General features: G+C 51.8%; 15 protein-coding genes. 10 read left to right on the top strand and 5 right to left on the bottom strand.

Features of this window, described 5'->3' with window-relative positions:
- Positions 1–52: 52 nt before the first annotated feature.
- From QZT18_RS14655 to QZT18_RS14645, 3 genes are all read left to right on the top strand, one after another.
- Positions 53–1249: a M20 family metallopeptidase gene (locus QZT18_RS14655; protein ID WP_294148739.1), complete on the top strand. Its 1197-nt coding sequence runs from the start codon at positions 53–55 to the stop codon at positions 1247–1249.
- A 273-nt stretch (positions 1250–1522) separates the two neighbouring features.
- A complete protein-coding gene (locus QZT18_RS14650) occupies positions 1523–1954 on the top strand; it encodes a hypothetical protein (RefSeq protein WP_294148738.1) in 432 nt (143 codons plus the stop codon).
- A gap of 17 nt (positions 1955–1971) precedes the next feature.
- On the top strand, positions 1972–7173 hold the full coding sequence (locus QZT18_RS14645; protein ID WP_294148737.1) for a DUF4132 domain-containing protein: 5202 nt from the start codon (positions 1972–1974) through the stop codon (positions 7171–7173).
- A gap of 11 nt (positions 7174–7184) precedes the next feature.
- Here QZT18_RS14645 and QZT18_RS14640 read toward each other — a convergent pair whose 3' ends face one another.
- The 5 genes from QZT18_RS14640 to QZT18_RS14620 form a co-directional block, all read right to left on the bottom strand.
- Positions 7185–7859, bottom strand: a complete 675-nt coding sequence (locus QZT18_RS14640; RefSeq protein ID WP_294148736.1) for a DUF3592 domain-containing protein — start codon at positions 7857–7859, stop codon at positions 7185–7187.
- Positions 7860–7995: 136 nt separating this feature from the next.
- Positions 7996–8538 (bottom strand): hypothetical protein, encoded by a 543-nt coding sequence (locus tag QZT18_RS14635; RefSeq protein WP_294148735.1) that lies wholly within the window; start codon positions 8536–8538, stop codon positions 7996–7998.
- Between the two features lie 81 nt (positions 8539–8619).
- Positions 8620–8913, bottom strand: a complete 294-nt coding sequence (locus tag QZT18_RS14630) for a hypothetical protein (protein ID WP_294148734.1) — start codon at positions 8911–8913, stop codon at positions 8620–8622.
- A complete protein-coding gene (locus tag QZT18_RS14625; protein WP_294148733.1) occupies positions 8897–10330 on the bottom strand; it encodes a sodium:solute symporter in 1434 nt (477 codons plus the stop codon). The genes QZT18_RS14630 and QZT18_RS14625 overlap by 17 nt, the downstream gene beginning before the upstream one ends.
- A 30-nt stretch (positions 10331–10360) precedes the next feature.
- A complete protein-coding gene (locus QZT18_RS14620) occupies positions 10361–11887 on the bottom strand; it encodes a histidine ammonia-lyase (protein ID WP_294148732.1) in 1527 nt (508 codons plus the stop codon).
- 266 nt (positions 11888–12153) lie between these two features.
- On the opposite strand from QZT18_RS14620, the gene QZT18_RS14615 reads away from it, so the two are divergent.
- From QZT18_RS14615 to QZT18_RS14585, 7 genes are all read left to right on the top strand, one after another.
- Positions 12154–13806, top strand: coding sequence for a sigma-54-dependent Fis family transcriptional regulator (locus QZT18_RS14615; protein WP_294148731.1), 1653 nt, complete (start codon positions 12154–12156; stop codon positions 13804–13806).
- A gap of 379 nt (positions 13807–14185) precedes the next feature.
- Complete coding sequence (locus QZT18_RS14610) at positions 14186–15223, top strand: alcohol dehydrogenase catalytic domain-containing protein (protein ID WP_294148730.1); 1038 nt, start codon at positions 14186–14188, stop codon at positions 15221–15223.
- Positions 15224–15316: 93 nt separating this feature from the next.
- The gene (locus QZT18_RS14605) at positions 15317–16159 is read left to right on the top strand and encodes a class I fructose-bisphosphate aldolase (protein WP_125141687.1); all 843 of its coding nucleotides are present in this window, start codon (positions 15317–15319) and stop codon (positions 16157–16159) included.
- A 36-nt stretch (positions 16160–16195) separates the two neighbouring features.
- Positions 16196–17734 carry an FGGY-family carbohydrate kinase gene (locus QZT18_RS14600; RefSeq protein WP_294148729.1) on the top strand — a complete coding sequence of 513 codons (1539 nt, stop codon included), beginning with the start codon at positions 16196–16198 and terminating at the stop codon, positions 17732–17734.
- A gap of 90 nt (positions 17735–17824) precedes the next feature.
- Positions 17825–18880: a DctP family TRAP transporter solute-binding subunit gene (locus tag QZT18_RS14595; protein WP_294148728.1), complete on the top strand. Its 1056-nt coding sequence runs from the start codon at positions 17825–17827 to the stop codon at positions 18878–18880.
- A 96-nt stretch (positions 18881–18976) separates the two neighbouring features.
- Complete coding sequence (locus tag QZT18_RS14590; protein ID WP_294148727.1) at positions 18977–19504, top strand: TRAP transporter small permease; 528 nt, start codon at positions 18977–18979, stop codon at positions 19502–19504.
- On the top strand, positions 19501–20781 hold the full coding sequence (locus tag QZT18_RS14585) for a TRAP transporter large permease (protein ID WP_294148726.1): 1281 nt from the start codon (positions 19501–19503) through the stop codon (positions 20779–20781). Before QZT18_RS14590 ends, QZT18_RS14585 begins: the two co-directional genes overlap by 4 nt.
- The last annotated feature ends 115 nt before the right edge of the window (positions 20782–20896 follow it).

Below are 20896 nucleotides of genomic sequence, written 5' to 3'. Positions count from 1 at the left end.
TTGATTATTACAAGATTACTACAATATTACTGGCAGCAGGAGGTAATGGCTTATGGAGCCGATAGAACGAATTATAAAACTCTCAGATGAACTGGAAAACAACACAATCTCCATCCGGCGCAGGATTCACCGGAACCCCGAGACGGCCTTTGAGGAGTACGAAACGAGCGCACTGGTGGCAAAAGAGCTTAAACGCATGGGAATACCCTATGAGAAAAGCCCGGTGGAACCCGGTATTGTGGCGTGTATCGACAGCGGCAGGCCGGGAAAACTTCTGATGCTGCGGGCGGATATGGATGCGCTGCCCATCGGTGAGGAGACAGAACTGTCTTTTAAATCGGAAAAGGAAGGAATCATGCACGCCTGCGGGCATGATGTGCATACGGCCAACCTTCTGGCCGTGGGAGAGATTCTCAACAGAATGAAGGACTTCTGGTCTGGCCGGGTAAAACTCGTATTTCAGCCGGGGGAAGAACGGGGCGGAGGCGGCCGCAGAATGATAGAACAGGGACTGATGGACGAACTGCCGGATGCCTGCTTCGGACTGCATGTTAATCCGACCGAAGCAGGACAGTTTCTGGTTGGCACCGGGTATCTGACCTCCTACTCGGACGGCTGCCATATCACGGTCCACGGAAAAGCGGCTCACTCCTCCGCGCCCCAGGACGGAGTCGACGCAATCCAGATTGCCGCTAATATTGTGATGGCGCTGAATACCATTGTGTCGAGAAACATAAGCCCCATGCAGCAGTCGACCCTGAACGTGGGCCGGATTTCCGGCGGCAGGGCAGGCAATATCGTGGCCGACCGTGCCGAACTCTTCTGCATGATGCGGAACGCAAGAGAAGAGACAAGGGAAGTCATGTTCCGCCAGATACGGGAGATTTGTGCGGGGATAGCGGCGGCCACCGGCGGAACATGCGACGTGGACATCAATCCCGGCTATCCGGCCATATACAACGACGGCCCCCTGACAGAATTCGTCACGTCGCTGATGGATAAGTATACTACCGAACTCTACGGCGGAATCATGGAGCAGATTCCAGAGCCCGCTGTGCTGACGGGAAACCGCCAGGCGCTGACAGCCGAAGATTTCGGCTTTTATTCCCGAAAAGCGCCCTCCTGCTATCTGCAGCTTGGTACGGGGAACTTCGCTCCGGCCCACAGCGGACAATTCATGGTGGATGAAACATATATCAAACTGGCAACCAGGGCAATGGCACTGGCGGCGTTTGAGTTTTTAAGTTAAGAAGAGAGGATACCTCTGAAAGACGGCGTTCTCATTCCTCCCGTAACAGTTCAGACAGCATGAACTGTTACGGCATTCGGCTAATGAAATCGCTGCGCGATGAGCCGAATGCTTGCTGCCACTACCTTTTTGTACGGTCAGCGCAGTAAATGCGCAGACCTATCTGAACTGTTACTTCCTCCCTCCACCCACACAAAGTAGTTGTGATAACCGCTTGTCTATTCCCTCCATTAACGTTAAACTGGTAATAAGAATTGTTATGGGAGGTGTCATATGGCATACACAATCTATGCAAGGATGAAAAGGGCGGGAAAACAGAAAAAAGAAGATCTGCGTCCGGTCCCTTTTGAACTGGGAAGAAAGCCGGACACGGTGCGGGAACTTCTCACGGAGCTGGTGAGTCTTTCCGTAAGGCAGTATAACGAGCGGAAGGATGAGGGGCAGGTACTTTCTTACCTGACAAAGGAGGAAATCAGCGGACAGGCCGCGGCGGGGAAGGTTTCCTTCGGCCTCCGGGGAGGCAGTGACGCGGATCCTGAAAAGGCGGTGGATAATGCGGTACAGTGCTTTGAAGACGGAATATACCGCGTGTTTGCCGGTGAGGAGGAACTGACCGGCCTGGAGCAGGCGGTTCCCTGGGGAGCAGGCGGAGAAGGGGAACCCGTATTCACATTCATAAGACTTACAATGCTGTCGGGCTGGTAAGGAAGAGGGAGGATTAGATGGCAGATTATACATATCAGACAAGACGCAAAATGACGGAAAACTGGATCGACGGGGCTAAGGCGAAGGCGCACGCCCTTTCCGACAGGGAGAAACAACTGCTTCCCGGAATGGCATATTATTCCGTGCCCCAGGAACCGCAGAGATGGATGAGGGAACAACTGCAGAGCGGCAGATACGAAACCCTCAGCGGGCTTTATAAAAGTGAACTTCGGGGACTGGTGGCGGTCTGCGTGCCGGAACATCTGACCGAAGAATTTTATTATGCCCTGGATCAGATGAACCAGTTCCAGATGACGGCCGGATGGTACAGGCGCAGCGTGCGTTCAAAGAGCTACCTGCCGTTTGTATTCCAGAGCATCCAGCTCCTCTGGGCCTATTCGAGGCTGGATTTTTATGGGGCATCGCTTGCCGGGGTTCTGACCGGGCAGGTGGATCCGGAGATTTACGACCATGCCAGATCGGAGCGTTTCAGTTACGCGGGAATACTGGCGGCCGGAATTGACCGGGGAGATGCGGAAATAATCCGTGCCGTGGAAGATATTCTGATGGGCGAAGGAAACACTCTGATGATCAGCCATGAACTGATCCGCGGAATCGTCATGAGTAAAAGCAGCGGACTTTATGAGGCGCTCGGTAAATTTCTTTTGGCGGCGCGGCTTCAGGAGGGAGCGAGGCAGGCGGTTTGTGAAACCATGGATGCCGGCCGTCCCGAGGCATTCCTGCACCTGTTTGCGGTAATTGAGGAAAATGATCTGGTCCGCTATTCTTCCATCAAGCGGGCTGTCAGCGCCTGGATCGGCATTTTCGATGAAAAAAGCATTGATCGCATTACGGAGAAACTGGTGCGTCTGATGGGGAGCTGTCTGAGAGATGAGGCGGCTTGCAGGGAACAGCTCGAAAGCAACGATTCCGTGGCGATTAGCTGCGGTCTGTGGGCGCTCGGATTCTACGACGCGGACCGGGCGGTCGAAGCGATGCAGAAACTGATCCGGGAAGGAACGAAGAACCAGAAGATGACGGCCTCCTATTTTAACCGCTCCCTGCAGTATGCACATCTGAAGAGAAAAGCGGCAAAAGAGGCCATTTTAAGCTGGCCGGAGGATTTGGAACTGGTGGCCTGTTTCCTGCCCGGCTTTATGGACAATACATACGGCGATTTTCGGGCGCTGATCGAGGAGAAGGACGAAAGATCCTATTTCCAGCTCCGCGACGGCAAAGTCAGAAAACCGGACGTGAAGCCGGTAACCGATCTGTTTGAGAATGAGGAGGAGGCCAGAAAGATTTACGGCCTGTTCCGGGATATTCTTGGGCGGCTCCCAAAAAAGGGGCTGGATTTAAACCCGTGTATTTTTCCCTGGTACCGTGTAACCATGACACAGTCAGACATTGCGGTCAGGATGTGCCTGATTGCCTGGATGCTGCAGGATGAGGCGTACCTGGACGAGGCGGCGGGCCTGATCCCGACGGTCGGCCAGGGCAGTTCGTCCGGCGCTTCCCGCGCTGCGGCCGCCCGCGTGCTGTTGTACCGGCCGAAGTCCCAGGTAAGGCGTGACGTCCTCTTTGAACTGCTCCACAACCCGGAGGAGTACACGATGCAGTCGGCGTTTCTTCTGGTGGAGGATATGAAACTGACGGCGGAGGATTACCTGAAGATCGAACAAAACCTGAAATATAAGAAGGGGAGGGCCGGAGTGCTGAAACTTCTCAGAAAGCAGGAACCGGCCGCGCTGCAGGCCTCCGTCGGCAGGCTGATTAAGACCGGGTCCGAAGAATGCCGCATGGGAGCTCTCGACCTCGCTCTTCAAATAAAGAAAGAACAGCCCGCGGAGTTTCCCGCCGTCAAACCGCTTTTGCAGGAGCTCACGGAGCCTACGGGGCGCGAGCAGGTGCTGCTCGGCGAACTGCTGGGGGAGAAAAGTGAAGCTCAGGATATCTTAAACACGCCTGGATACGGGCTCTACGATACGGACAAAGAATGGATTCTGCCGCCCGTGGACGTAGATGAAAAACAGGCCTCAAAGCTGTTTGCAAATGGAGAAGGCGCCTGCATCCGTATTCTGAACCGGTTAAATGCTCTGATCGAGGAAAAGAAAGAGCTGGAATACACAACGGCCTGGGGCGTGGAGATGCTTCTGGGCACAAAGCTGGAAAACTGCCGGTGGATCCACGGGGATCCCGATGCAAAACCCCTGGATGCCCTGCCGTTCCGGGAAATGTGGGAAGAATTTTACAGAAATGAAATTAAAACCCCGGAAATGCTGCTGGAGCTTTACCTTTATCAGAAGTGCCGCGCCCAGAGAGGACCTTATGAGAGGAACATTGAGATCTATAAGAAGGTTTTCGGCAGCGGCCTGATAAAGAAACCGCCGTTTAAGGACCTGATTCAGGGACTGAGATGCGGCGCGCAGGCCAGGACGGTAATTGACACACTATATTCCCAGTTTGTGCCGGACGGACTCAAAGCCCGCTTTGGCCTTATCGGGACGGCGAAGTTCCTTTCTGTCCTGGATAAATCCAATGCCCTGTACGAGTGCGAGGAAAAAGCGTGGAACGGCACGAAAGAAAAGTATACGAAACGGGCCGCGGATCTCCCTGTGTTTGAGGAAATGCGCTGGTGGCTGTCCCTGGTGGATGAAAAGGACTGGGGAAGCGCCTTCACGCTCCGTTTTAAGCTTCAGGAATTCTACAGAAAGATTAAAGACAGTGAAAAGTTCCGCCGCTACGACAGGGGGAGGACCGGCTATCTGGGCCTGTCCGACTATGTACAGTGCTATGTTAAGGGGATTTGGGACAAGGACCTTTTCTATAAATCCGTATTCAGTTTCCTGGACATGAAGAGCCTGCTGGGACCGGTCAGCACGGTGGAGCAAAAAGGAGCCGTTTCGTCGAGGGATGCCCGTGTGGGAGAACTGAACGCATTCTTCGGGCAGGGTGTAATAAAGCCGGTGGACGGAAAATATCACTTCGACCAGATTGGGGATGAAATCCCGGCAATGAAGCTGGCGCACGAGATTTACCATGAGACGGTTCCTCTGGTTCTTAAGGTGGAGTTAAAACGCGGGGAGCAGGAGACGCCGTTTTCCGGATACGTCTCTTCGATTCGTGCGATTTACGGCATTGATTTGATGATTCAGATTCTGACGGCGCTGGGCAAAGAGACATTACAGAGAGCCGGAGGATATTATTCCAATATCGGCGACCGGAAGATGGTTTTAAGCCACCTGCTGAAAGTGTGCCGTCCGAAACCCGAAGAGACGGCGAAGGATCTGAAAAAGGCGCTGAAGGGAACGGATATCACGAAAAAACGTCTGGTGGAACTGGCGATGTATGCCCAGCAGTGGATACCGCTTTTGGAGGAGTACCTGGGACTTCCGGGATTCCAGAGCGGATGTTATTACTTTATGGCCCACACCGGCGAACGTCTGGATGAATTTACCACATCCATGATTGCCAAATACACTCCCCTGACTCCGGAGGAACTGAGGGACGGGGCCTTTGACATTCACTGGTTTTTTGAGGCCTATGATAAACTGGGTGACAAAGAATTTAAACTTTTGTACGATGCGGCAAAGTATTCCTCCACGGGAGCGGCCCATGCCCGCGCCAGGAAGTATGCCGACGCTGCGCTCGGAAAAGTGGATAAAGAGACGCTGAAAGCGGAAATTACGGATAAGAGAAATAAAGATCTGCTGATGAGCATCGGCCTCCTGCCACTGGCTGGAAATGAAAAGAGTGCCAGGGGGAAAACCTCAGAACGCGATAAAAAGAAACGGGAAGAAGATCTCCTGGACCGCTACCAGTTTATCCAGAAATTCCATAAGGAGAGCAGGAAATTCGGCGCGCAGCGCCGGGCCAGTGAGGGACGCGCCGTGGCTCTGGCACTTCAGAACCTCAGTGTAAATGCGGGATTCACGGATGTGACACGCCTGACGCTCAGGATGGAAAACCGCCTGGTAGAGACGATGGACCGTTATTTTGACTGGAACCGCCTTGATGATGTGGAACTGAGGATCCTGGTGGATGAAAACGGCAAGAGCAGTCTACAGTGCGGTAAAGGCGGGAAACTGCTCAAATCGCTCCCCGCAAAATATAAGAAAAATGAGATGGTTCTGGAATATCAGGAGGTCAACAAGAAGTTAAAGGAGCAGTACAGCCGCACCAGACAGATGATGGAACAGGCCATGGAGGACAGGACGTCCTTCGAGGTGTGGGAGTTTTTGGAGCTGGCTAAGAATCCGGTGGTAAGGCCGATAGTAACGCCTCTTGTGATGATGGCCGCAGAGGATGCCGCCGCAGGAGACGGAGGAAATCCGGATGCGGGAATCCGGCTGGGCTTTCTGAAAGAGGAGGGGCTGGAGGACTGGTCCGGCGCCATAACGCCTTTGAAACCGGATGAGAAGATTCTGATTGCCCACCCGTCCGATCTCTACAGGGAGGGGCACTGGCACGAATACCAGAAGATGCTGTTCGACAGGCAGATAAAGCAGCCGTTTAAGCAGGTGTTCCGCGAGCTGTATGTGAAACTCACGGAGGAACTCGATAAGGATGATTCCAGGATGTTCTCGGGCAATCAGATTCAGCCGCAGAAGACGGTAGGCGCGCTGCGGAGCCGCCGCTGGGTTGCCGATTATGAGGATGGGCTGCAGAAGATTTACTATAAAGAGAATATCGTAGCCAGAATTTATGCGATGGCCGACTGGTTTTCACCGAGTGACGTGGAGGCTCCTACCCTTGAGTGGGTGGTGTTCTCCGACAGGAAAACGTTCAGGCCCCTCAAAATCAGGGAAATTCCCGATGTGCTTTACAGTGAGGTTATGAGGGATGTGGATCTGGCGGTCAGCGTTGCCCATGCCGGAGGCGTGGATCCGGAGACCAGCCACTCTACCGTTGAGATGAGAAAAGCCATTGTGGAATGCAATCTGGAGCTGTTTAAGATTAAAAATGTGCGCCTGGAAGGCAGCCACGCCTTTATCGACGGAAAACTGGGCCAGTACACGGTACACCTGGGAAGCGGCGTCGTCCACCAGATGGGCAATGCCATGCTCTTTGTCGTACCGGTCCATTCACAGCAGAGAGGACGTATCTTCCTTCCGTTTATTGACGATGACCCGAAAACGGCGGAGATTTTGTCAAAGATACTGCTGTTTGCGGAAGATACGAAGATTAAAGACCCAAGTATTCTGGAACAAATCCGGTAGCGGCTGACGCCTTATTCCAGCCACGGTCTCAGAACAGGGCCGGCCAGTACGATCAGGGGAAACAGGATTCCGATTATGTGTAAATAAACAATAAACAGAGTCGGAGGATTCTCATAGCCCGGAACATAGATGTAAGACGGCAGATCCGGTGTAAAAAAGAGATCAACATGGTCTCCGGCCTTCAGAGGACTTTTTGAGAAAGAGGAGGGCGAGGTCACCTTAAATACGGAACCCTCGGCAAAGAACTCATATACGGGAGCATAGGAAACGTGACCATCGCTGCTCGCCTTTCTCTCAATGGAAACCACCTCTGCGGAGGCCGGGGCCGTTGCAAGCCGCCGTCTTTTGTCAAAACTGTATTTCATGGCGGCGCCTATGGCGAGGAACACAGGCGGAACAAGAACGGCTGAGATGTCCGCATAATACCGGTTGGGTATCCCACGTCCGGCCTGCCACAGGATGATGGCTCCGATGACGCAGTAGAAGACAAGCCAGAACAGAATCATAGGGCCGGGCCGCACTTTCAGACGGGGATCCGTCCATCCCGCCCTGCGGATGATTCCGCTGTTCATTTTTCGCTCACGCTCCCTTTTACGCCTGAAAACAAAGGCTAAAATAAAAGCGGAACCCGCAAAACAAAAGATTGTGACAACTGCAATAAAGATAATAAGCGTTGTTTGATTCATAAAACCCCTCCGGTGTACAGGTTCTCCTGGAATTGATGCAGATGAGAACGTCCTGTTCATAATCAGGAGAACCGTCTGTTAAATACTATCTTAACACACCGGGTAGGGGGTATAAACGGGATTTTTCTTTCCCAGCCTAAAATGTTCTCCTGATTTCATTCCCGTCCGCCGGGATCGGAAGATACCGCACGCGGGTCCCCTCCACCATATCCCCATAAAAAGCTACATAATAAGGCCGGTAAACGGAATGTATGGACTCTGCTTCCATGCAGACGTTTCTGCCGGACTGCCTGCGCACCATGCGCCTGGCCAGGTATTTGCCTTCTTCAATCAGTTTCTGTTCCGGAAAGGCCGTATTTTGAAGCTGGTCTTCCTCATCAACTTGTACCTTGACCGTATTTAACGGCTCGTCCAGAAAGGCAGGAGTGCACCGGGTGCCTTCGACCATCATACGGATTTTCTGTGCCTGGGGCCCGCCTGATGAAAGACGCGATTTTTTCATCAGAGGCAGGGACTGATAGGTCATATTGTAAATGATTTCTTTGCTTTCAAGGTACATCAGTTTCAATGTAATCCTCTTTTCCTTCAGCAGCAGCCTGCCGAGAAAATTTCCCCGCTTTTCTGCGATTTCCATTGCTGCTTCCTCTGTCATAAGTTTCGGCAAAGCCATAATTTCCATTCTGTCATCCTCCTGTATCGTCCGGACCGGGCCGCGGTAAATCAGCCCCGGAAGGTAATCTGCATGTTTCCATAATTTTTTCTATTTCCCGTTCTTCTTTGCCCCTTTGGTAAAATGGAACACCTCAAAACAGTAGCGGACAAAGATAGCGGCGGTAATGCCGAACGCGATGCCCGGGGCAATCACTCCGACTATGATATCTACGCGGCAGAGAATGCCGTAAGTGTACATGGCGGCAAGGACGAGGTACAGCAGGATCAGGCATCCGTCGGCGCCGAACCATTCCACGCGGATATCTTCATTTACTTCGGGGGTTTTCTTTCCGTCGTCTTCCGCATTGGGAGCCGCGGGGGTGGTTTTATTGTATTTTTCCATAATTTCCTCCATTGTCAATGTAAAGTACCTTGCCGAACCGGTTTCCGATCAGATATCCGATAAAGGAAATGGGAAGGGCGATCAGCAGGGCGTCGACGGTTCCTCCCAGCAGTTCGCAGGATACCGGGAATGTGGTGAAATAGATCCAGGACAGCGTGCCGGTGAGCATACTCAGGATGCCGGCCGTGGTTGTCTTTTTGCCGTTGTACATGATCGCGGCGAGGACGGGGACGAAGAGGCCGCACATGCTGAGGCTGTTGATAAACAGGAATGCGTCGTAAACCAGCGGAAACTTAAATGCCGTAAACAGACCGATGACGCCGAATACGATACAGCAGACTCTGGTAATCCCGATACTCTGCTTGTCGGTCAGGGGCTCTTTCCTGAACGCTCCGATAATGTCGCGGGAGAAAATCTCACCGCCGATCAGAAAGTAGGAGTCAATGGTCGAGATGATGGCTCCCATCAGGCCGAAGATGAAGAGTCCGCGGACGGCTGCCGGAAGGTAGGAGAGGATTAACTGCACATAGGCGACCTCCGGCTGAGCAGTTGAGAACGGATCCATAGCCCGCAGGATAATACCTGTAAAAATCAGCACCACATCAAAGGAAATCCAGATGGAAAGGCAGGTCAGCATGGCGCGCTTTCCCGTCTTTATCGAGTTGGAGGCGGTAAAACGCTGATAGAATGCTGGATCCTTATATACATTGATGCAAAGTACAATCAGACAGATGGCCCTGCCGATGGGAGTGCCTCCGAGCGGAGTCAGCACCTCGGGCGCGACGGAATGTAACGACGCTTCGATGCCCGCAAAACCGCCCACGCTGAAGAAGATCTTTGGAAATACGGACGTTACACAGGCTATCATCAGGAAGAAAAAGATCATGTCCGTGACGGCAACGCCCATCAGCCCTCCGAGGCAGGTGATGACGGTGGCTATCAGAACCACGCCGAAGGCGACGACAAATTTATTGATGTTCCACGCAGCCACGCCGACGTAACCGGTGGCGGCGATCTCGGCAATGGAAAGACAGGATACCACGAGGACGATGGCTCCGATGAAAGAGGCGGCTCTGCCGTAGTAGCGGTTTAAAAGCTCCGTCATCGTTGTGTTGACCTTGATGGAAATCCTGGGAGCGACCCAGAGGGCCAGCGGGAACCGCGTCATGTGGACGCACAGGGACCAGATGAAAAATGCGGAAATACCCATTGTGGTGGAATAGCCGATCGTTCCGATGACGCCCGCCCCGCCGTACCAGGATGCAACCAGGGTGCCGACGGCCAGGGACCAGGGCAGGGATTTATTCGCCTGGTAGAAGCTGTCCATATTCTGCGAGGTTTTTGAAAAGTACTTGCCGATCAGCAGGACGCCTGCGACACATGCCAGTAATACAATGTTATCAATTGCGGTAAGCATATTGAGTTCCTCCTTAATGTAATCATATTATTAAAACAGCAGCGTCCCCGTCACTTTCTCCACGGCGTCGATATATCCGCGCCCTATAATCTGTGAGGAGACCGATTCCATGAACGGTTCCAGCGCCGAGTCGTTTTCCATTACCGGGACAACGCTCCGCAGCAGGCTGTAAACGGCTTTTGTTGCGGGGGCGGGTTCCAGGCCGTCGTAGCAGTCGAGGGCCTGCGCTCCGCAGATTAATTCAATGGCACAGATATATTTTGCCAGATGTACGCCGTCGTATGCCTTTTTTGCCGCATTATAACCCATATTGACGTAATCTTCCTGGTTGGCGCAGGTCACCAGGTTGTCGACGACCGCCGGGTGCGACAGGATCCTCAGTTCGCCCAGAAGACCGGCCGCGGCGTATTGTATCATCATAAGGCCGTTATTATATTCGGAATTCCTGTTTAAAAAGGCGGGGAGCTCGCTGACCAGCCGGTTCAGCATCCGGTCAATGCGGCTGGCGGCCATTTTGCACATGTCGGTGATGCCGATCAGCAGGATATCCGAGGTGATTCCCGGGTAAGTGCCGTCTGCATTGCAGGCCATCAGCGCGATGGGAGTTCCGTCCTCCTGCTCAAACAGGAGCGGGTTATCCACCGAGGAATTCAGCTCAATGTTCAGGACATCGATTCCGTCCTTGATGTATTTTTTGACGGCCCCGTGAAGCTGTGGGACGCAGCGGACGGAAAGCGCGTCCTGGAGCCTGTGCCCTCTGTACGCCTCCAAAATGGGACTGTCCTTCAGGATTGTTCTGATATTGGCGGCGGTGTATCCCTGATCGGGGTGGGGCCGCGCCTCCATGATGCGGGGATCCATGGCCATCAGATTTCCCTTCAGGACTTCCAGGGTCAGGGCCGCCGCGATGTCCCCGGTTTGGGTCAGGGTTACGGCGTCATAGAGGGCCAGGGCCGCAAGGGCGGTGACCGAGGTGGTTCCGGAGATAATGGTCAGCCCCTCCTTGGAAGACAGGACCGTCGGCCTCAGGCCGGCTTCGGCCAGGGCGGTTCCGCCGTCCAGGAGCTTCCCCCGGTACCAGGCTTTGCCTTCTCCGATCATGACCATGCCGATATGTCCCTCCAGGGAGACGTAGCCGACGGAGCCATGGCCCGGCACCCTTGGTATTACATTATAATTTAGCATATCCTTCAGCAGATTTAAAGTTTCAAGACGGATTCCCGTATGGCCGCTGCCGAAGTGGGCCAGCATGACAAACATGATGGCTCTGGCGCATTCCTCGTTGACTGGTTCGCCGACGGAACATGTGTGGGCCAGAATGTTATTCCTCTGGATGGCAATGCGGTCCTCCTCCGGAATAAATTTCCGCCAGTTGTCCCCCAGCCCGGTTGTCAGACCGTAAATAGCCTGCCCCTCCCTGCTGAATTTGTCTACAAAACCGCGGCATTTCTCAACGCGGCTGCAGTATTCCTCCGAAAATTCCACCGGGAAATGATGGCGGGCAGCATTTACCACGTCCTCAATCGTTATCTTTTCCCCCATTACAATCGGTTTCATTGATTTCTCCTCTCTGTTTGTTAATTACGTTTATGCTTTTTATATAAGCAATTACTGTGCCAACTTCAGAAAGGCCGTATTTCAAGGGAAATTCTGATATGAACAAAATATTCTAACACAAAAACTGTTAATATTTTTTGCGTACTGTTAAAAAATTTTGCATCTGCTCTGTCGCGGAACCTGAAAATGTGGTAGACTGGCACTATATCGGATGATAAATCGTGGACTTCGGTGAAAGATAAAGTGTGTTGAGAGGAGGGGCGGCCATGGGAATATACGATTTTGCATTTGTAACCGGACCGGACGGGGAGGTCGTGGAGGTACTCTGGAATAATCCCGTGCTCCGGGAACGGTATGGGTATGAGTGGAAAACGGGCGGGAAGGACAGCTTCAGGAAGATATGGCCGGAATCCGGCGCGGACGGGCGGGAGGATACGGAGATCGACGGCGAGACTTACGCCTGTCAGAAGCTTGCGCTCTCGGGCGGTGAGACGGTATGGCTTTTTTCCAGGAGAGACAGGCGGCAGGCGCTGTTTGAAAAAGCGTTTGAAGAGGTTGACGAGGGAATCCAGATCTATGACCAGGAGGGGTATCTTCTATACTGTAATGAGAACAGCCGGAAAATTTCTACCATACCGGATTCGATGGACATTATCGGAAAACACATGCTGGATATATGGAAGGTGGAGGAAGAAAAAAGCGCCGTTCTGTCGTGCCTGAAGGTAAAGGCGCCCGTAAAGAACCGGGTGGACACCTTTGCCTCCGTATCGGCCGGCGATGTCACGACGGTCAACTCGGCCTATCCGTTGGCCTGCGGAGGGAAGATAGAGGGGGCGGTCCTCTTTGAGAGGGATGCCGTGACGGTTGAAAAGAGAAAAAAGGAGTTCCAGGCAATGACGGATGCCCTGGATGAGTACGTCAGAAAAAATCCTTCGGCCCATCTTTCCGGCTATACATTTGAGCAGATTATCGGAGAGAGCGGGAACTTTCGCAATGCGGTGGAGCTGGCTGAAAAGTTCGCGCCGCTGGACTGCAATATTCTTCTGATTGGAGAGACCGGGACGGGGAAGGAGATGTTTGCCCAGAGCATTCACCGGAAGAGTCTGCGCAGCCGGGAAAATTTTGTGGCGGTGAACTGTGCGGCCCTGCCGGAGACACTGATAGAAAGCATGCTTTTCGGGACGACGAAGGGAGCGTTCACGGGCAGCGAGAACCGCGCCGGACTGTTTGAGGAGGCTCATGGCGGAACGCTCTTCCTGGATGAGTTAAATTCCATGAGCCTGATGATGCAGTCCAAGATACTCAGGGTGATACAGGAGGGAGCGTTCCGCAGAATCGGCGGCAGCAGGATAATCAATGCGGATGTGCGGATCATCTCCTCCTGCAATGAAGATCCCTTCGCTGCGATTGAGGAAGGGAAAATGCGGAGAGACTTATTCTACCGCCTGTCGTCCGTCCAGATTATCATACCGCCGCTCAGGGAGAGAATCAGCGATTTGGAACTTTTGATTGAACATTATATCAGCCTGAAGCGCCGTCATTTTGCCAAGACCATCGCCCATGTCTCGGATGAGGTCATGGAGCTGTTCCGGGGATATGACTGGCCGGGAAATGTGAGGGAACTGTATCATGTGCTGGACTATGCCATGAATGTGATGGAGGGCGGGGAAATTCATTTATCATGTATCCCCGTCTATCTGACGCAGAAGGCGGCCGCCGGGACCGAGGCGGTCAGGATAAGCCCGGGAACCGATATTTACCATACGAAACTGGAGTATCTGATTGGAGACTATGAGGCGCAGCTTCTCAGGCAGGTTCTGGAGTACTATGGAAATAACATATCCCATGCGGCAAAATCGCTGGGAATATGCAGACAGAGCCTGTCCTACCGGCTCAGAAAGTATGGGATTGAAATTTAATATAGACGGCAGCACGGGAAAACCGGGTTGGATCAGCCTGCTTATGCAGACGATCCGGCCCGGTTTTTGAATTGCTGGGAGCATATTGCCCTTTCTGAAATAATTTGTCAGGATTTTCGGAACATACCTGTAAAGAAACTGTAATAATATTTCAATGACACTCAAAAAAACAAAAAACAAAAATATGCAAAATGCACATAAGGTGTCGTTTTATAAAGCGGTTCAAGCTTGTTAATACCATAAAATTAACAAAAATTGAAATAAACTTACAAAAATTAATGAAACATATTGAAATAAAATTACAAGTATGATATTATCCTAGTGTAATAAAACTACAAAAAAATCCAATTTGGAAACAATCAAAATAGGAGGGGTTAAAATGAAAGCAGTAGTTCTTCATGGACCGAATGACTTTGCGACGGAAGAGATAGCAAAGCCGGTAATCGGAGATCACGAGATGCTCCTGAAGATGAAAAAGGCGGCTATCTGCGGAACCGACATGAGAATTTTCGCAGGCACGAAGACAAAGGGAATCAGGTATCCTTCCGTTGTCGGCCACGAGATGTGCGGAGATATCTGCGAGGTTGGAAAAGATGTGGAAGGCTTTAAAGCCGGAGACAGAGTTTCCATTGCCAACGTGATACCGTGCGGTTCCTGTCCGGCCTGTCTGGAAGGCAGGGAAAATGCCTGCATGAACAGAAAAGCAATAGGATATGAGTTTAACGGCGGTTTTGAAGAGTACGTGCTCCTTCCTGAGATTCTGATGAAGAGCGGCAATGTGGTGAAATTACCCGAGGACGTTTCCTACACGGCGGGCGCCCTGATTGAACCGCTGGCCTGCTGTATCAGAGGTCTTAAGAATGCGGGGACAGGTTTTAACGACGTGGTCCTGATTGCAGGGGCCGGACCAATCGGCCTGATGCATATGCAGCTTTCCAAAATAGCGGGCGCCAGGATGGTGATTGTCAGCGAGCCCAACGAGATGAGAAGAAAAGCGGCCCTGGATTTGGGAGCCGACCTGACGGTTGACCCGACAACGGAGGATTTACATAAAATCGTTATGGATGCCACAAACGGCATGGGAGCGGACGTCATCGTAATGGCAATCGGAGTGCCGGCGCTGGTGAATTCGACGCTGAAGCTCTGCAGAAAGGGCGGAACGGTCAATCTTTTTGCAGGATTTGCGGGTACGGGCGAGTGCACGATAGAGGTGAACACCATCCACTACAACGAAATCAATGTAAACGGCAGCACGGCATACAAACGTATTGATTACCTTGAGGCAGCCGATATGGTTATAAATAAGAAGATCAACCTTGACAGAATAGCGACGGATACATTTAAACTCGATGACTTTAAAGAGGCATTTGAATACTGTAAGAGCGGCCAGGGATTGAAGGTCATGATAGAGCCTTAGAGCGTGTCTGAAAAATCATAATAGAAAAATCAAAATAAAAAAATCACAATAGCAAACAGTAAAATCAAGCAAGATTTCAGGAGGAAAACAGTTATGGCAATGTTAGGAAAAGAAGTAAGAATGAGCAGATTAGTTAACCAGAAGAGCAACAAAATGATGGCAATCACGGTAGACCACGCCACATCCAGGGGAATTGCACCGATGACGGGAATCCAGGATGTCCAGTCCGCCATTGATAAAATTATTCTCGGCAGACCGGATGCAATGACAATGACAAAGGGAATTGCCGAGAGATGCATGTACCAGCACGCAGGCAAGGTTTCCATTCTGATGAAAATCTCCAACTACTCCCCGGTAGCTCCGACCAAGGATACGATTTTCGGTACCGTAGATGAAGCAATCCGCATGGGTGCGGACGCCGTTTCCATGGGCTGCATGACACTGGGAGATTTCCAGGGCGAGCAGTTCGAGGCAATCGGCAGAATCGCCGAAGAGTGCATGAGAAAAGGAATGCCGTTAATCGGCCATGTTTATCCGAAGGGCGAGAGCGTTCCGGCAGACAAGAGAGCGGCATGGGAAAACATCGCATACTGCGTAAGAAGCGCCTGCGAACTCGGAATGGATATTGTAAAGACTACTTATACGGGAGATCCGGACAGCATGGCAAAGGCAATTGCCTGTGTGCCTTCCAGTTTCAGGGTCGTAATCCAGGGCGGCGACGCATGCAAGACACTGGACGACTACCTTGTTATGACGAGAGAAGCAATGGACTGCGGCGTAGGCGGCGTTACAATGGGACGTTTCGTATGGGACTATAAAGATGTGACGGCTCTTGTTATTGCACTGAGATATATGATTCACAACGGCTACAGCGTAAAAGAAGCAAAAGAGCTGCTGGCACAGCTTGAGAACGACAAAAATTACGGAGATTTCTAAATCTCCGGCCTACAATAAAAACAGAGGTTAATGTATATGGAGGGGAAATACTTATTGGGCGTTGACGTCGGTACCACCAGCGTAAAGGTGGCGGTGATCGACGAAAACGCCGGGGTACTGGGAATCAGTAAAAGTTCATACCGCCTGATTACACCGAATCCGGACTTTCAGCAGATCGATACGGAGGACATGTGGAACGCTTTTCTGAAATGCGTGGTACTGGTATCCGAGGGCAAGGGACTTGATTTGTCACAGATTGCGGGAATCGGAATTTCAAGCCTCTGCCCCGGCCTTGCCGCATTCGGAGAAGACGGAAAAGTGCTGGTGGACCCGATTCTGTATTCCGACAGAAGGAGCACCAAAGAGGCGGAGATGATTCTTGAAGCAGTCGGCAGTGAAAAGCTGTTTGAGATAACGGCCAATACTGCCATGGCGGGAGCTACATCGGGGACGTCCATGCTGTGGATTAAGAGAAATCTGCCGGAAGAGTATGCAAAAACAAAGTACTTCGGCCATGTCAACACACTGATGGCCCACCGGATGACGGGACACTTTGCCATAGACTATTCCAATGCTTCCTACAGTAACTTTTTCGAGACGACGGGCGGATTTAAATGGTCCTCCTATATCTGCGGCAAGGTGGGAATCGATATCGAAAAACTGCCTCCGCTCCTTCACTCAACGGATGTGGTGGGAACGCTTATCAACCGCGATTTAATCGGGCTGGGCCTTCGGGAAGGAATACCGGTCGTGATTGGAGGCGGGGATACGGCATGCGCCTCTCTGGCGGTAGGCGTGACCGGAGCGGGCGACGTCTGTGAGTCGGTGGGCACCACCAATGTCCTGACCGTCTGCGTGGATCAGCCTAAATTTGACCATGGTTTTATCAACCGGTGCCACGTGGTGGACGGCACCTGGATCTACCAGGGGGCAATGTCGCATACAGGCTCTGCTTACCAGTGGTTCAAAGATGAATTCTGCCGGGATCTCCAGGATGAGTCGGAACTGACCCATCAGGATGTATTTATCAGGATGAACGAGGAGGCGGCCAAATCAAAACCGGGCTGCGGCGGCCTTGTGTTCCTGCCCTACATGCTGGGGGAGAGGAGCCCGATCTGGGATCCGTATGCCAGAGGCGTCTTTTTCGGCATCTCCCTTCAGACCACGCGCAGTGACTTCAACCGTGCAATTATGGAAGGCTGCGGATACGGGCTGCGCCAACTGGCCGACATAGCCGGACGGGTGACGGGGAAACGTATCGGGGAATTCGTATCCATCGGCGGAGGGGCCAAAAGCGAGGTCTGGGCACAGATTAAGGCGGACATCATGGGGGTAAACATTAAAGTCCTGGACTTAAATGATATGGCGCCAATCGGAGCCGCTCTGCTGGGCGGCGTCGGAGCCGGTATCTTTAAGGATGTCTATGAGGCGTCGGAAAAGGTGGAGAAAAAAGTCTGCCGGGTGGTTACGGCCTCCCATGAGAACGATGAAGTTTATGAGAGGGGATACCGTGTATACACGGAATTATATCCGAAGATTAAAGATCTTTACCGGGTGACCAGCAATTTATACTGACCGCCCGCACAATCCCGCAGGGATTCATAAAAGCAAATAAAAAGAGAGAACAGTAACACCAGTAAGAACTGGAATGAGGAGGAGTTCATTATGAGCAAAAAAATTTTAGCAGTGGTTTTAGCTGCAGCTATGGCATGTATGGGACTGACAGGATGTCAGAGCAAGGGAACAACATCGGCGCCGGCAGGGGAGAGCAAAGCAGAGGCATCCGCAGAGGCGACCAAGATTACAATCTGCGTACCGGATCCGGAGGCCTCTTACATTTATCAGGCGGCACAGGAATTCGCAAAACGTGCGGAAGAGTATTCGGGCGGCACACTTACATTTACAATTTCAGGAAACGGCTCCCTTTACGGCGGAGACACGGCGGCAGGAATCAAACAGCTTTCAGCAGGTTCTCTTGATATGGTTATCCTGGCAACTTCCGTATACGCAAGCTTCAACCCGGGATTCAACGTAATTTCAGTACCTTATATGTTCGACGATCAGACACAGCTTCTCGACTACTTAAACAGCGACACAGGAAAAGGGCTGATGAACAGCGTTTCAGAGATGGGAATCACCACGGTTGGAAGCTGGACCAGATCCTTTAGAAAAGTGACAAACTCCAAACACCCGGTCAATACGCCGGACGATGTAAAAGGACTCGTGCTCCGCGTTCCGAACAACTCCCTCTATGTGGAATTCTTCAAGGCATGCGGCGCAACCTGTACACCGATGAACTTCAGCGAGGTTTATAATGCCCTTCAGCTTAAGACTCTGGACGGCCAGGAAAACCCGATTGATGTACCGTATTCCAACAAATTCTACGAGGTGCAGAAATACATCTCCCAGACGGATCACATGGCGGACGCATGGCTGGTTGGCTTCAACACGGCAAAGTTTGACAAACTGACGGATGAGCAGAAAAACGCCCTTACAAAGGCAGGAGAAGAAGTACAGCAGTGGAATGTGGATTTTATGGCAAAAGAAGACGAGACAGCGCTTAAGACACTGCTTGACAACGGCATGGAATATAATGAGGTTTCCTCTGAAAACCGTCAGCTATTTATTGACATTTCCAAGAGCTGCTATCCGGTATTCAAGGAACTGATTGAGGATGATGAATTATTTAACGCAACCGCCGGGTTCTGTGGAAAACAGTAAGGCAGAAGGATGTTACGTCCCATGGCCCGCATAACATGCGGGGCTGTGGGGGTGACGCACGGAAACGGCTGCGTATCATAACGGAGGGATTACATAATGGAACGGAAAAAATCACCGCTTTATAAGTTTTTTGACTGCGTTGACTTTTTGGAGAATGTTATTGTTGGGGTTGCACTCATTGGCATGTTTTTTACAATCATGGCACAGATTATAGGGCGTTTGGTGGCACATCCGTTCCCATGGACAGAAGAAACCACGCGTTACCTGTTTATCTGGATGATGTTTATCGCCCTGGCGTCCGGCTTCAATAAGGCAGAGTCGTCGAGAGTTGTTTTATTCTTAAATATGGGCCCGAAATGGCTTAAAAAGTTCAGTGAGCTTTTATATGCGGTCATAGTAATCGGATTCTTTGGATTCATGATCATTTACGGGTGGGAACTGGTAATGCAGCAGAAGATGCTGAATGAGATGGGAACGGCCCTGCGCATACCGATGACGATTGTAGGCTTCTGCGTCCCGCTTTCCGGCGTGCTGGGAATTGCCGGAACGGTCCAGAGTTTCCTGGAATACAGGGGTAACATATCGATTCCCGAGAAGGTGAAAGAAGGGGGTGACCAGGCATGAGTTTAGTGCTTCTTGTACTCTTTATGGTGCTGATGTTTCTGGGAGTGCCGATTGCAGTCTCCCTGGGCGCGGCTTCCGTTATCACGATTATTACAATGTCGGAACTGCCCCTGAGCATGGCGGTGCAGTCCATGTTTACGTCGATGAACAGCTTTATCATGGTTGCGGTTCCGCTGTTCATCCTCTGCGGCTCCCTGATGGACGAGGGAGGCGTTGCAGACAGGATTTATGAGCTGGCGGATGCCGGAGTGGGCTGGATTTACGGCGGTCTCGGCCATGTTTCGGTAGTGGTTAATATGCTCTTTGCCGGAATGTCTGGCTCTTCCGTTGCAGCAATTGCTTCCATCGGTAAAATGAGCATCAACGCCCTCTCAAAGAAGGGATATCCAAAGGACTATGCGACGGCGATTAACCTGTCCGGCTCCATGCTGGCCTCCGTTATTCCGCCCAGTATCCTGATGATTGTCGCGGCTTCCACCGCCAATGTATCAATCGGCCAGGCGCTGATTGCAGGCCTGATCCCCGGCATTATCATCGGACTTATCTTCATGGTATACAACTTTATCTACTGTAAGAAACACGGCATCGGAGACCGCTCCAAATTTGAGCTGAAACGGTTGGGAAGGGCATTTCTCACGGCCATACCGGCCCTGCTCACCCCGGTTATCCTGCTGGGCGGCGTGTTCACCGGATTCTATACACCGACCGAGGGCGCGGCCATAGGCGTGGGCTATACAATCCTTGTCTCCATCTATGTTTACAAGGATCTGAAGTGGAGCGATATACCGAGAATTATCTGTAAAAATGCAAGGACCACAGGTACCATCCTGTTTGTGGCGATCACAGCCAAACCGGCCTCCCTGATATTTGAGATGGACGGACTTCCCAGCCGCGTGGCCAATATGATTATTGGAGTTTCCGACAACCGTATTATCATTATGTTTATCCTGTATGCATTCCTGATTCTCGTGGGAATGTTCATGGATGCTACGGCCGCTATCTACATCCTGGTTCCGATTCTTTTACCGGCCGTAATTTCCGTAGGCGTATCACCGCTGTTTTTCGTGGTGTTCCTTGTCATTACCCTGTCCTTCGGACTGATTACGCCTCCGGTCGGAGTGTGTCTGTACGCGGCCCAAAATGTCACCGGCCTGACGCTTGAGAAGATTATAAAGGCGTCGATTCCATGGATTATCCTGATTGCGGTGGCGCTGTGTATTTTCATTCTGGTTCCGGGAATTATTACCGGGCCGGTGGGGCTTCTGTTCGGGGCATGATTTAGTTGAGATGCGAGGACGCCTCTGTAAGACGGCGGACGGGGGGAGTGGGAGGTTATTTATGAGTCTTCAGTCCCGGTTTGTAGGTTGTGGTGAGGGGGAATCCAGGAGAAAA

The sequence above is a fragment of the uncultured Clostridium sp. genome, assembly GCF_900547735.1.
In the GTDB taxonomy this organism is placed as follows: domain Bacteria; phylum Bacillota; class Clostridia; order Lachnospirales; family Lachnospiraceae; genus Otoolea.
The sequence above is the reverse complement of the archived record's forward strand: the minus strand, read 5'-3'. Positions and strand labels throughout refer to the sequence as shown.

Bases quoted from the DNA above. Each gene is read 5' to 3' on its own strand.
- QZT18_RS14610 (WP_294148730.1), top strand. From the start codon at position 14,186: ATGAAAGCAGTAGTTCTTCATGGACCGAATGACTTTGCGACGGAAGAG.
- QZT18_RS14655 (WP_294148739.1), top strand. From the start codon at position 53: ATGGAGCCGATAGAACGAATTATAAAACTCTCAGATGAACTGGAAAAC.
- QZT18_RS14590 (WP_294148727.1), top strand. From the start codon at position 18,977: ATGGAACGGAAAAAATCACCGCTTTATAAGTTTTTTGACTGCGTTGAC.
- QZT18_RS14645 (WP_294148737.1), top strand. From the start codon at position 1,972: ATGGCAGATTATACATATCAGACAAGACGCAAAATGACGGAAAACTGG.
- QZT18_RS14630 (WP_294148734.1), bottom strand. From the start codon at position 8,913: ATGGAAAAATACAATAAAACCACCCCCGCGGCTCCCAATGCGGAAGAC.
- QZT18_RS14635 (WP_294148735.1), bottom strand. From the start codon at position 8,538: ATGGAAATTATGGCTTTGCCGAAACTTATGACAGAGGAAGCAGCAATG.
- QZT18_RS14595 (WP_294148728.1), top strand. From the start codon at position 17,825: ATGAGCAAAAAAATTTTAGCAGTGGTTTTAGCTGCAGCTATGGCATGT.
- QZT18_RS14620 (WP_294148732.1), bottom strand. From the start codon at position 11,887: ATGAAACCGATTGTAATGGGGGAAAAGATAACGATTGAGGACGTGGTA.
- QZT18_RS14585 (WP_294148726.1), top strand. From the start codon at position 19,501: ATGAGTTTAGTGCTTCTTGTACTCTTTATGGTGCTGATGTTTCTGGGA.
- QZT18_RS14650 (WP_294148738.1), top strand. From the start codon at position 1,523: ATGGCATACACAATCTATGCAAGGATGAAAAGGGCGGGAAAACAGAAA.
- QZT18_RS14615 (WP_294148731.1), top strand. From the start codon at position 12,154: ATGGGAATATACGATTTTGCATTTGTAACCGGACCGGACGGGGAGGTC.
- QZT18_RS14625 (WP_294148733.1), bottom strand. From the start codon at position 10,330: ATGCTTACCGCAATTGATAACATTGTATTACTGGCATGTGTCGCAGGC.
- QZT18_RS14640 (WP_294148736.1), bottom strand. From the start codon at position 7,859: ATGAATCAAACAACGCTTATTATCTTTATTGCAGTTGTCACAATCTTT.
- QZT18_RS14605 (WP_125141687.1), top strand. From the start codon at position 15,317: ATGGCAATGTTAGGAAAAGAAGTAAGAATGAGCAGATTAGTTAACCAG.
- QZT18_RS14600 (WP_294148729.1), top strand. From the start codon at position 16,196: ATGGAGGGGAAATACTTATTGGGCGTTGACGTCGGTACCACCAGCGTA.